Here is a 12568-nt window from a genome sequence, read left to right on the forward strand (position 1 = left end):
AATAGCAAGGAATCTTATTGTAATAATCAAAGGAGCATGGAAATGGCAAAATTAGTTTTGATCCGTCACGGACAAAGTGAATGGAACGCATTAAACCTTTTTAATGGTTGGATTGACACCAAGTTGTCTGACAAGGGAATTGACCAAGCTAAGCAAGCTGGGGTTCTCTTGAAGGAAGAGGGGTTGGTCTTTGACCAAGCCTATACTTCTGTTTTGACACGTGCTATCACTACTTTGCACTACGCATTGGAAGAAGCTGGTCAATTGTACGTCCCTGAAGAAAAGTCATGGCGGTTGAACGAACGTCACTATGGTGCTTTGCAAGGACAAAATAAGGCGGAAGCCGCTGAAAAGTGGGGCGACGATCAAGTGCACATCTGGCGTCGTTCTTATGATGTTTTGCCTCCATTGCTTGAAAACTATGAAGAAACAGTTGAAGTTCAGGGTAAGACTTATCCTGCCTTTGACGCCCGTTATGCTGATGTGCCTTTCGGAGAATTGCCATTAGGTGAGAATTTGAAGGTTACTTTGGAACGAGTACTGCCATTCTACGAAGCCAAGATCAAGAAGGATTTGGAAGAAGGTAAGAACGTTGTGATCGCAGCTCACGGTAACTCATTGCGTGCCTTGGCTAAGCACTTGGAGAAGATTTCAGATGATGACATCTTGAACCTTGAAATTGCTAACGGTCAACCAATCGTTTATGATTTGGCAGATGATTTGTCAATCAAGTCAAAGAAGACGTTGGGCGCATAAAGTCAACAAAAAGCCTGTCTGGGAAGATGATTCTCCGGTGGGTTTTTTATTAGGATTTTTAGATAAAGGAAAAAATATGGAAGAAAAACAGCAAAGACAGCCGATTTATGACTTACATGAACGGCCTCCATTTTTTCAATTAATTGGGTTGTCATTACAACACTTGTTTTCAATGTTTGGGGCCACGATTTTAGTACCGCTTTTGGTGGGGTTAAATCCTGGTGTGGCCCTTTTTTCATCAGGTGTTGGAACATTAATTCACCTACTAACGACTAAAGGGAAGGTTCCTGCTTATATGGGTTCTTCTTTTGCCTTTATCATCCCGATGGCTTCGATGATGAAGACCATTGGTTATCCTGCTGTCGGTCAGGGCGTTGTTTCGGTTGGAATTGTTTACTTGATTATTTCATTGATTGTTTGGCGAATCGGTTCTGCTTGGATTGACAAGATTTTCCCACCAGAAGTGGTCGGACCCGTTATTTTGGTGATTGGCCTTTCATTAGCTGCTACAGCAGCCCAATCGGCGACGGAACTAAACGGTCACTACGACATCAAGGTCTTTTTAGTTGCTGGTGCAACCTTATTAGTAACAATTTTTGCCAATATGTATCTTGGCGGTTTTTTGGGATTAATTCCAGTGCTAATTGGTATTATCTTTGGTTACTTGTTGGCCTTGGCACTCGGGTTAGTGGACTTGAGCTCCGTGGCCAGCGCCCATTGGTTTGCGTTACCAAAGTTTGATTTTCTTTTTTCTGGTCATAATGGTCTTTCCTGGCACTTTTATCCAATGGCCGTTTTGACCATGGCCCCCTTAGTTTTGGTTACCTTATCGGAGCATTTAGGCCACTTATTGGTTCTTTCGAAAATTACCGGTCAGGACTTCTTTGAAAATCCTGGTCTACATAAGACGTTAGCTGGTGATGGTGCTGCTTCTGTTTTTGCTGGTTTGGTTGGTGGGCCTGCCGTCACTTCTTACGGTGAAAACATTGGCGTGATGCAGCTTTCGCGAGTATATTCTGTCTGGGTGATTGGTGGAGCTGCTGTCTTAGCTGCTGGCTTTGCCTTTATTGGCAAGCTATCGGCTTTGATTGGTACAGTCCCTGGTGCTGTTACTGGCGGTGTTGGCTTTATGCTGTATGGTGTCATTGCTGCAGCTGGTTTGCAAGTAATTGTCGACAATAAAGTCGATTATGGGCAAAAGCGTAATTTAATGATTGCGGGCCCAGTGATGGTTGTTGGAATTGGAAACTTCCATTTGGCTCTTGGTTCACAAGTGGACTTCTCGGGTGTCGCATTAGCGACGGTTCTCGGAATCATTCTGAATTTAATTCTACCTAAGGTGGCAAAATCAGATCGCTAAAGTCCTGATTTAACGGAGTTTTATCAACACTTTTCTGATTTTGTTGTTTAATTAGGTTACGATTAAAACAAAATAAAAAATGTTGTGATATTCCAACAAAGTTGCTTGTATTTGAGAACTTTGACGAGTATTATTGGGGATATATTTTGAGGAGTGCGCCCAACGCCTTGCATCAAAATAAGTTCTTTAGAAAGGAGAAAATCGATGGATGAACCAACATCAACCTTTACCTTGTTGGGTCTAACCTTTAACTGGACGACGATTATTTCAACGCTTTTGGCAATGTCAATCGTGGTTTTGGTAGCGGTTTTGATGACTCGAAAAGTGGGTATTCGTCCAAGCCGAGGGCAGAATGCAATTGAGTATGTCTTAGATTTTGTTCGTGGAATCTTAGGCGACCAGTTACCGGCCAATTTGGCCCGACAATTCGGTCTCTATTCCTTCACCCTTTTCTTGTTTTTGATTGTTGCAAACGAGATGGGCTTGCTGTTGCAAGTTAAGATGGGTAATGGCGTTACTTATGTTAAGTCGCCAACAGCTGACCCATTATTTGCCTTTACATTGGCGATTATGTCGTTGATGCTTGCCCATGGAACAGGTGTGAAAACACTTGGTTTGGGTGGCTATCTGAAGAACATGTTCTTCAAACCCTACGTTGCGATGTTTCCTTTGAATGTGGTTGAGCAGTTTACCAACTTCTTGACTCTTGCTTTGCGGCTCTTTGGAAATATCTTTGCCGGCGAATTGATGTTAAATTTGCTCGCAAGCATGGCTTGGGGAACTCACTTAAATGGGTTCTGGATTATCCTAGCTTTCCCATTGGAAATTGCATGGCAGGGATTCTCACTATTAATTGGTGGAATTCAAGCCTATGTCTTTGTCATGTTGACCGCCGTCTTTACGGCTCAGTTATCTGGCAATGAATAGGATTGACTTGGTCTGGCACAGCGTTAGGCCACACGCGGGAGCGTTATCATCCAAACCGAAAGAAAAAAACGCGGAGCGTTTTAGCATTAAAGGAGAATTACAATGGATTTACACAACTTAGGCGTAATCGCAGCCGGGATTGCCTTTGCGGGATCTGCCATCGGTGGTGGTATCGGGGTCGGTGTGATGTACTCACAGTTCTTAGCTGGAATGTCTCGCCAACCTGAATTGGCTAACAAGCTTTTGTCACGTGCCTTCTTGGGATTGGCCTTGGCTGAAGCCACACCAATTATCGTTTTGGGTATGGCCTTCACACTTATTAACAAGTAATAGTCCCAGAGGGAGGAAAAAATGATGGTTCCAACACTATCAATGACAAAGGCCATGCCTTTAGGTGACATGGTCTTCATTATCGTCGCTTTCCTTACTCTGATGGTCATCTTGAAGCACGTTGCTTACGGTCCTTTAACAAAGGCATTGGATGCACGTGCAGATAAAATTAACACCGATTTGGATAGTGCCCAAAAGGCAAATGAAGATGCAGCCAAGTTGGCTGCACAACGCGAACAGGAATTGGCTGAAGGAAAAGACCAAGCCAGTCAAGTGATTAGCGCTGCTAAAAAATCAGCTAAGGACCAATCAGAAGCTCTCTTGAAGACTGCTAATGACCAGGCCTTAAGCTTACGTAAAGCAGCTGAAAATGATGCTGATCAGTTGAAGACTGAGGCGTTGGCTTCTGCCAAGAAGGATGTTGCAGACTTGTCTGTAACGATTGCATCTAAATTGATTCAAAAGAATTTATCTGCTGATGATCAGCGGTCTTTGATTGATGCCTATTTGGCAGACTTAGACCAGCAGTAAGGGGGGCGTATGGCCAAGCAAAAAGAAAAAATTGTTAACCAATACGCCCAAGCAATCTTGGCTTATGCAGACGAACACAATGCTTTAGAAAGCATTAGTGCAGACTTGCTAGCCATTCGTTCAGTGGTTGTCGCTGAACCAAAATTAACTGCTTTGCTAACAGCACAGACAATTTCTGATGCTGACCAAGGTGGGTTAGTTGATGCGCTGACGCAAGGCGCAGATAATGCAGTGGTGAACTTGGTTAAAATTCTTTTGGCCCACCACCATTTCGCATATTTGCCTGCAGTAGTTGATCGTTTTTTTGACCTTTACCAGCAAAGTCAGGGTATTCAAGCCGTGACAATTACCACAGCGGTAGAAGCTGATGAAGACCAAAAAGAACGGTTGTCAAATGCTTTTAAGAAGCAAAGTGGCGCAAAGAAAATCCAAGCAACCTATAAAGTCAATCAAGACATTATTGGGGGCGTGGTCATGCAATCGAAGTCGTTGTTAATTGACGGTTCGTTGCAGACAAAGATTGCCAAAATGAGGGCAGAGTTACTAGGTTAGTGAGGAAAAGACATGGCGATTCAAGCTGAAGAAATTTCTGCTTTAATTAAGCAGCAGCTCGAAAAGTTCGACACAAAACTGACTGTAGAAGAAATTGGTACTGTTACCTATATCGGAGATGGAATTGCACGAGCTACTGGTTTGGCAAATGCCCTTTCTGGTGAATTGGTCGAATTTACAAACGGCGAATTTGGAATGGTCCAAAACTTGGAAGAGAGCGAAGTCGGAATTATCGTTTTGGGTAGTTCAGATGGCATCCGCCAAGGTGATACAGTTAAGCGGACTGGACACATCATGGAAGTGCCAGTTGGTGAAGAACTTATCGGGCGCGTCGTCAACGCATTGGGACAACCAATTGACGGATTAGGCGACTTGAAAACAACGAAGACACGACCGGTTGAAGTGAAGGCTCCTGGTGTTATGGACCGTAAGTCCGTTTCAGAACCTTTGCAAACTGGAATCAAAGCTATTGATGCCTTGGTTCCAATCGGACGTGGACAACGTGAATTGATCATTGGTGATCGTAAGACTGGAAAGACTTCAATCGCCATTGACACAATTTTGAACCAAAAAGACCAAGACATGATTGTTGTTTATGTCGCTATTGGTCAAAAGGATTCAACTGTTCGTGAACAAGTTGAAACTTTGAAAAAGATGGGCGCAATGGATTACACGATTGTTGTTAACGCCGGCCCATCTGAAGCTGCCGCTTTGTTGTACTTGGCTCCTTATGCTGGTGCAGCCATGGGTGAAGAATTCATGTACAACGGTAAGCACGTCTTGATTGTCTTTGATGATTTGTCAAAGCAGGCAACGGCCTACCGTGAGATATCTTTGATCTTGCGTCGTCCGCCTGGACGTGAAGCTTACCCTGGTGATGTCTTCTACTTGCACTCACGCTTGCTTGAGCGTGCTGCCAAGTTGTCAGACGAACTCGGTGGTGGATCAATGACTGCTTTGCCAATCATTGAAACACAAGGTGGTGACGTTTCTGCATATATTCCAACTAACGTGATTTCAATCACCGATGGCCAGATTTTCTTGGATGCCGACTCCTTCTATGCCGGTATTCGTCCTGCCATCGATGCTGGAACATCTGTTTCCCGTGTTGGAGGGGATGCCCAGATTAAGGCAATGAAGAAGGTTTCTGGAACTTTGCGTTTGGACTTGGCTTCCTTCCGTGAATTGGAGTCCTTTGCTCAATTCGGTTCTGACTTGGATGCAGCAACGCAAGCTAAGTTGGGTCGTGGAAAGCGCACTGTTGAAATCTTGAAGCAACCATTACACGCGCCTATGTCTGTTCAGCATCAAGTCTTTGTCTTGTATGCTTTGACACACAGTTTCTTGGATGACGTGGCAATCGAAGATTTGCAACGCTTCCAAGATGAATTCGTTTCATACTTGGATGCTAGTCAAAAGGACTTGTTGGACGAAATTGTCACGACCAAGAACTTGCCTGACCAATCTAAGATGGATGCTGCAGTGAAGAGCTTTAAGGATGGCTTTGCTGGCTCAGTTGACCAATAAAAGGAGGCAACATGGCTTCTTTACAAGATATTAAACGGCGAATTGGCTCAACAAAAAAGACTCGGCAGATTACAGCTGCAATGCAGTTGGTTTCAACTGCAAAGCTTAGTAAGATTCAAAATTCGGCAACTGGTTACCATGAATATGCTAACCGTTTGAAGGCAGTGGTGGGCCACTTAATTGAGGCGCACGTGTTGGATAATGTCGATTCTGCTCATTTGCCAATGGTTGCTAAGCGGCCGGTAAAGAAGACGGGAATCTTGCTTGTGACCTCAGACCGAGGTTTAGTTGGGTCTTATAACGCCAACATCATCAAGAAGACAAACGCCTTGATGGAAAAGCACAACTTAACTAAAGAAAATACTGTGATCTTAGCAATTGGTGGTAACGGAGCTGATTTTTACAAGCAACGTGGCTTCTCCATTGCCTTAGAACACCGAGGTATTTCCGATGTCCCAACCTTCAATGAAATTCGCCAACTGTTAAAGACGGTCATTTCATTGTATGAAGCGGAAGCCTTTGATTCATTGCATTTGGTTTACAATCACTTTGTGAATCGTTTGGAATCAGAGCAACGAAACACGCAATTACTGCCATTGACAAAGGATATTTTGGAAGACATGGATGATAGTCACGAAGACGTGGCAGCGGACTTTGAAGTTCAATCAGCCTATGATTCCGAACCGGATTCAACTACAGTTTTGAACGTGGTTTTACCACAATACATCCAATCGTTGGTTTTTGAAGCCGTGTTGGATGCCAAGACGGCGGAACATGCCGCATCATCAACGGCGATGTCATCGGCAACCGATTCAGCCGACGATTTAATTGGTACGTTAGGTTTGCAATATAACCGCGCACGTCAAGCACAAATCACGACTGAAATCACCGAAATTACTGGTGGCTTGGTTGCTTTGGAATAAGCTAATCGCAGCATCTTTGCGGGCTTAAAATAGCCAGCAAAGCTTTGAAATTGAAAGGAAACAACGATGACTACTGGAAAAGTCGTACAAGTGATCGGTCCAGTTGTTGATGTTGCCTTTGAAGAAGGGCAAGTTGTTCCTGAAATCAACAACGCCTTGTTGATTGATTTAGGATCTGACAAAACATTGACGGTTGAAGTTTCTTTGGCTTTGGGAAACGGGGTTGTCCGTACCATTGCCATGGACTCAACTGATGGATTGCAACGCGGCATGGCCGTGACCGATACCGGTAAGCCCATTGAAGTTCCCGTAGGGGAAGCTACTTTGGGTCGAGTTTTCAACGTGTTGGGTGACCCGGTGGATAATGCAGGTGCAATCGACTCTTCAGTCGTACGCCACCCCATTCACCGTGATGCTCCTGCATTTGATGAACTTGCAACTTCAACGGAAATTTTGGAAACAGGAATCAAGGTTATTGATCTTCTGGCACCATATATCCGTGGTGGAAAGATTGGGCTCTTCGGTGGAGCCGGGGTTGGGAAAACTGTTCTAATCCAAGAATTGATCCACAACATTGCTCAAGGGCATAATGGTATTTCTGTCTTTACTGGTGTCGGGGAACGTACCCGTGAAGGTAATGACATGTACCACGAAATGAAGGAATCTGGCGTTTTGAAGCAAACTGCCATGGTTTATGGACAGATGAACGAACCTCCTGGTGCACGTATGCGTGTTGCCTTGACTGGTTTGACGATGGCCGAATCATTCCGTGATAACGAAGGTAAGGATGTTTTGCTCTTTATCGATAACATCTACCGTTTCACGCAAGCTGGTTCTGAAGTTTCTGCCCTTTTGGGTCGTATTCCTTCAGCCGTTGGTTACCAGCCAACATTGGCTTCTGAAATGGGCCGTTTGCAAGAACGAATCACTTCGACTAAGAAGGGTGCCGTTACTTCAATCCAAGCCGTTTATGTGCCAGCCGATGATTATACTGATCCTGCGCCTGCAACGACTTTCGCCCACTTGGATGCTACAACCAACTTGGAACGTTCATTGACACAACAGGGTATTTATCCTGCCGTTGATCCTTTGGCATCAACTTCTTCTGCTTTGGACCCACAAGTTGTTGGGCAAGAACACTACGAAGTCGCTACTGAAGTGCAAAGGACTTTGCAACGTTACCGTGAATTGCAAGATATTATTGCAATTTTGGGTATGGATGAATTGTCAGACGAAGAGAAGGTTACTGTTAACCGTGCTCGTCGTATCCAATTCTTCTTGTCACAACCATTCTCAGTTGCGGAAACCTTTACTGGTGTGAAGGGTGAATATGTTCCTGTTTCAGAAACTGTTCGCTCATTTAAGGAAATCTTGAACGGTCAGTATGATAACTTGCCTGAAGATGCCTTCCGTAACGTCGGTGCTATCGAACAAGTGGTTGATAAGGCCAAGTCGATGGCCCAATAAGGGGGTAATCCATGGCTGATGAAGAAACAAACTCACGGGGAATCGCAGTTAAGATTGTGACCCCTGAAGGCCAAGTCTACGACCAAGACCAAGTTGAAATTGCTGTGATTAACACACAGGGTGGACAGCTGGGCATTATGGCCGGCCATGAACCGATTTTGGCCGCCATGGCCATTGACGAAATGTTGGTTAAAAAAGACCAACAAGAAAAGTCACTCGCCGTTAACGGTGGCGTGGCAGAGTTTTCTAATAATCTGTTGACGGTTATCGCCGACAGTGCAGAAACTGCTGATAATATCGATGTGAACCGTGCTGAAAGTGCTAAGGAACGTGCGCAATCACGTTTGGGTCATGCACAAGAAGTTAAAAACCAACACGAAATGGATATGGCCCGCGTCGCTTTGATGCGTGCTGTTAACCGTATTCATGTTGCTTCAATTCGTTCGGGTCGTTAAAATCAAAAAGGGAGTTAGCTGTTGGCTAACTCCTTTTTTTGTTGCTTAAAGTAAAAATCAGCGGGGTAGAGTTCTAGCTGATTTAGCAGTAAAAGTTGGACTTAATGAGTTCTTATGACAATTTTAAAAACATTGTTACATCAAAAAGGTTATCATGAGACATAGTAGGCGCAGATAATCGATTTTTTCTCGCCTCAAGAAAAAGAAAGGAGCGTCATATGAACGTCAAAAAGCAATTATTAATCGCTGCTGGTTTAGCTGGTTCTGTTGCAGCCGGTCAACATGCAGTTAGTGCCGATCAGGTGCAAAAGCATACAGTTGCCAGTGGCGAAACGCTATCAGCATTAGCGTCTCGTTTTAATACGACGGTGGCACAGTTGGCATCGGATAATCAAATTCAAAATGTTGATAAAATTTATCAAGGGCAAGAATTGATTATCGGTGTTGCCAATACAAAGACCACATCACAAAATGCCACAACACAAATGACCGAAAATACTTACCAAGTTCAAGCGGGGGATAACCTCTGGACTTTAGCGCAGAAGTTTGGTTCAAGTGTTGATCAATTGGCCCAAGAAAATAATATCAAGGATGCCAATCAAATTTTTGTTGGACAGACTTTGTCCATCAATAAGAGTGGCAGTCAGACGAGTTCGCAAAGCGCTCAAACGTCTGCATCCCAGTCAGCCAGTTCGCAGACAGCCGTTTCAGAGGCGCCTGCATCGCAGACGGCTAGTTCTCAGACAGCTGTTTCAGAGGCACCTGCATCGCAGACGGCTAGTTCTCAGACAGTTGTTTCAGAGGCACCTGCATCGCAAACGGCTAGTTCACAGGTTGCTGTTTCAGAGGCACCTGCATCGCAAACGGCTAGTTCTCAGACAGTTGTTTCAGAGGCACCTGCATCGCAAGCGGCTCCGACATCAGTTTCTAGCCAGCAAAGCCAGGTAGTCCAAGATAATGCCTTGGATGATAACCAAGCAGAACAGCAGGCGCTTCAAACAATCATCATGAAGGAATCTGGTGGTAACGTCAATGCTACAAACGGCATTTACTTTGGAATTGGCCAATTATCTCCAACTCTGCGCGCTCGCTATGGTGGCAATTCAACTGATTATCAAGATCAGTTGCAAGCAATGAAAGCTTATATTGCTGCTCGTTATGGGACTGCACAGGCAGCATTGGCCCATCATTTGCAGTACGGTTGGTACTAAAATTCAAAAAAAATTGATTTAAGTGTTGACGAAAGCGTCTTACCTTGATATACTAATATAGTTGTTTGATAGAGATATCAAGCAACAACTGACCATGGCTCGTTGGTCAAGTGGCTAAGACGCTGCCCTTTCACGGCGGAATCGAGAGTTCGATTCTCTCACGAGCTACTATTAAAGTCGCAACTTCGGTTGCGGCTTTTTTGTTGTCTAAAAGGCAAAGAAAAAACGCTGATGTGGCAGGGCAAAGGTAAGGAGTTTTTAAGCTCGCTTAGCAATGCGCTAGCAGTCTTTATCAGCGATTTTTGACTATCATTTTTTTACTTTTCTGCTTGTACAAGCTTATTAACTGGTGGGTTAAATTCACGCATTGCTTCGGCAAGATGGACCAAGTTGGTAATCAAACGTTGGTTAGGAGCTGGTACGCCGTTCTTTTCGGCCAAATCAGCCAAGTAGCCGTTGATGTAGTCAACTTCCGTTGGACGTCCCTTCACAAAGTCTTGATACATAGAAGGGAAGTGGAGTGGGTTACCAACGCGGGAAACGTAATCGACCTGTTCCAACATCTCCTGTTCTGTTTCAATCAATTCGATGCCGGCTGCCTTAGCACCAGCATAAACTTCTGCGACAAGTGGGGCAGCAATCTTTGAAACGAAGTCCTTGTATTCGATCAAATGACCCATCCGGGATTGGAACATGGTAGCGATTGAGTTTTCTACCGAGTTGAAAGTAACCTTTGTCAGCAATGTTCCCATGAAGTTTTCAGAATAAGAGGGGTTCAAGCCGGCTGCTTGAAAATCTTTTTGCACTTCATCCATGACCTTGGATGGCTTTTGGGTCAAGTTTGCATAAACAGAACTTGTTTCCCCAATAAAGTCGACATCACCAAAGTTGTTCAAAATAGTTGCAATCATAGCTGTTCCACCGATGATATGCTCTTCGTCGAAGTATTCTTGAATTTTCTCAATGTGACCCATGCCATTCATGGCAGCCAAAGCGGTTTGCCCCTTTTGGAACTTAGGTTGCAAGCGCTTTAATGCATCTGCTAATTGCATTTGCTTCATAAAGAAAATCCAGACATCTGGGGTATTTTCGTATTCTTCTGGTGAATAGATATTCACCTTAATTGGCGTCCGGTCTTCGTGGTTAACCGATCGGTAAACTACGTCGCCTTGAGCTTTAATAACGTCGACTGAACCTTGTGTTGGCTCGACAAAATCGACGTCGAGGCCTGCTTCTTCTTGCAATAAGAGACCGTAACGAAGACCCATCGCACCTGCACCCACAACAGCATATTTCATATTGATTCCCCCTTAGTGTGAAAACATTCTAATCTTTTTCTCATAATATAACAATAAAACAAGAATCCTGCAAGTCGAGTTTGATTTCGTTATAATAGAGGAGTTAATAACTAGAAAGAGAATAGAAGCCATGGAAAAAGAAATTTACTTAACTGGTGATCGCCCAACCGGAAAACTACATATCGGTCACTATATTGGATCATTGAAGAATCGAGTGGCTATGCAAAATTCTGGGGAATTTGACCCCTATATCATGATTGCCGACACCCAGGCCTTCACGGATAATGCGCGTAATCCTGAAAAAATCAGACAATCATTGACGGAAGTTGCCTTGGACTATTTGGCTGTTGGCTTGGACCCAAAGAAGTCAACCATTTTTGTCCAATCCCAGATTCCAGGCTTAGCTGAATTAACGATGTACTTTATGAACTTGGTTTCATTAGGACGTTTAGAGCGTAATCCAACAGTCAAGACCGAAATTCAGCAAAAGGGCTTCGGGGAAGGGATTCCCGCTGGTTTCCTAACCTATCCAGTTTCCCAGGCTGCTGATATTACGATTTTTAAGGCCAAAAAGGTCCCGGTTGGTGATGATCAAAAACCGATGATTGAACAAACGCGCGAATTAGTGCGGTCATTTAATAATGCTTATCAAAAAGATGTCTTTGTTGAGCCTGAAGGCGTTTTTCCACCAAAGGGTCAAGGACGCCTACCAGGAATTGATGGAAATGCAAAGATGTCGAAGTCTTTGAATAATGGCATTTACCTTTCTGATGACCCAGACACCTTGGCTAAGAAGGTCAAGTCAATGTATACTGATCCAACACATATTCGTGTTGAGGATCCGGGACATGTTGAAGGAAACGTTGTCTTTACCTATTTAGATATTTTTGACCACGATCAAAGTCGGGTACAAGACCTAAAGGAACAGTACCAAGCGGGTGGTTTAGGTGATATGAAGCTCAAAAAGCACCTATTAGACGTGATGGAAGCTGAACTAGCACCGATTCGTGAACGTCGGTTAGAGTACGCACAAAATATGGATCAGGTATTAGCCATGTTGAAAGATGGTTCAGAAAAAGCCAACCAAAGGGCTGAAGAAACCATGAAAGAGGTTCGAACAGCCATGGGTATCAATTATTTTAATTAAAAATAATTCTTCATTGCGTTGGTTGCACTTTGCTTTTTTTTATTACATGACGTAAACTCTTTTAGGTAAGAATGTTAGTTATCG

13 protein-coding genes and 1 tRNA gene are annotated in these 12568 nt (G+C 43.9%); 13 read left to right on the plus strand and 1 reads right to left on the minus strand.

The window, feature by feature from the left end; all coding sequences use genetic code 11:
- Positions 1 to 42 precede the first annotated feature (42 nt).
- The 12 genes from gpmA to ACSYSR_RS03440 all read left to right on the plus strand — a co-directional run bounded on the left by gpmA (position 43) and on the right by ACSYSR_RS03440 (position 10207).
- On the plus strand, positions 43 to 756 hold the full coding sequence (gene gpmA, locus ACSYSR_RS03385) for a 2,3-diphosphoglycerate-dependent phosphoglycerate mutase (protein ID WP_252773339.1): 714 nt from the start codon (positions 43 to 45) through the stop codon (positions 754 to 756).
- Positions 757 to 832: 76 nt separating this feature from the next.
- Complete coding sequence (locus ACSYSR_RS03390; protein ID WP_252773340.1) at positions 833 to 2116, plus strand: solute carrier family 23 protein; 1284 nt, start codon at positions 833 to 835, stop codon at positions 2114 to 2116.
- A 204-nt stretch (positions 2117 to 2320) separates the two neighbouring features.
- Positions 2321 to 3043 carry a F0F1 ATP synthase subunit A gene (gene atpB, locus ACSYSR_RS03395; RefSeq protein WP_252773341.1) on the plus strand — a complete coding sequence of 241 codons (723 nt, stop codon included), beginning with the start codon at positions 2321 to 2323 and terminating at the stop codon, positions 3041 to 3043.
- A 102-nt stretch (positions 3044 to 3145) separates the two neighbouring features.
- Positions 3146 to 3373, plus strand: coding sequence for an ATP synthase F0 subunit C (gene atpE, locus ACSYSR_RS03400; RefSeq protein WP_047975171.1), 228 nt, complete (start codon positions 3146 to 3148; stop codon positions 3371 to 3373).
- Positions 3374 to 3397: 24 nt separating this feature from the next.
- On the plus strand, positions 3398 to 3904 hold the full coding sequence (atpF, locus tag ACSYSR_RS03405; protein ID WP_489816531.1) for a F0F1 ATP synthase subunit B: 507 nt from the start codon (positions 3398 to 3400) through the stop codon (positions 3902 to 3904).
- A 9-nt stretch (positions 3905 to 3913) separates the two neighbouring features.
- Entirely contained in the window at positions 3914 to 4456 is a 543-nt protein-coding gene (gene atpH / locus ACSYSR_RS03410) for an ATP synthase F1 subunit delta (RefSeq protein ID WP_252773343.1), read from the plus strand.
- A gap of 12 nt (positions 4457 to 4468) precedes the next feature.
- Positions 4469 to 5983 carry a F0F1 ATP synthase subunit alpha gene (atpA, locus tag ACSYSR_RS03415; protein WP_252773344.1) on the plus strand — a complete coding sequence of 505 codons (1515 nt, stop codon included), beginning with the start codon at positions 4469 to 4471 and terminating at the stop codon, positions 5981 to 5983.
- An 11-nt stretch (positions 5984 to 5994) separates the two neighbouring features.
- Positions 5995 to 6906, plus strand: coding sequence for a F0F1 ATP synthase subunit gamma (locus ACSYSR_RS03420; RefSeq protein WP_252773345.1), 912 nt, complete (start codon positions 5995 to 5997; stop codon positions 6904 to 6906).
- 66 nt (positions 6907 to 6972) lie between these two features.
- Positions 6973 to 8373: a F0F1 ATP synthase subunit beta gene (gene atpD, locus ACSYSR_RS03425; RefSeq protein ID WP_252773346.1), complete on the plus strand. Its 1401-nt coding sequence runs from the start codon at positions 6973 to 6975 to the stop codon at positions 8371 to 8373.
- Between the two features lie 11 nt (positions 8374 to 8384).
- Entirely contained in the window at positions 8385 to 8828 is a 444-nt protein-coding gene (locus ACSYSR_RS03430; RefSeq protein WP_489816133.1) for a F0F1 ATP synthase subunit epsilon, read from the plus strand.
- A 218-nt stretch (positions 8829 to 9046) separates the two neighbouring features.
- Positions 9047 to 10039: an aggregation-promoting factor C-terminal-like domain-containing protein gene (locus ACSYSR_RS03435; protein ID WP_489816132.1), complete on the plus strand. Its 993-nt coding sequence runs from the start codon at positions 9047 to 9049 to the stop codon at positions 10037 to 10039.
- Between the two features lie 96 nt (positions 10040 to 10135).
- Positions 10136 to 10207, plus strand: a tRNA-Glu gene (locus tag ACSYSR_RS03440).
- A gap of 149 nt (positions 10208 to 10356) precedes the next feature.
- Here ACSYSR_RS03440 and ACSYSR_RS03445 read toward each other — a convergent pair.
- Positions 10357 to 11337: a ketopantoate reductase family protein gene (locus ACSYSR_RS03445; protein WP_252773349.1), complete on the minus strand. Its 981-nt coding sequence runs from the start codon at positions 11335 to 11337 to the stop codon at positions 10357 to 10359.
- 130 nt (positions 11338 to 11467) lie between these two features.
- Here ACSYSR_RS03445 and trpS point away from each other — a divergent pair, with 130 nt between their 5' ends.
- Entirely contained in the window at positions 11468 to 12484 is a 1017-nt protein-coding gene (gene trpS, locus ACSYSR_RS03450) for a tryptophan--tRNA ligase (RefSeq protein WP_252773350.1), read from the plus strand.
- The last annotated feature ends 84 nt before the right edge of the window (positions 12485 to 12568 follow it).

Source organism: Fructobacillus sp. ESL1096 (genome assembly GCF_058511985.1).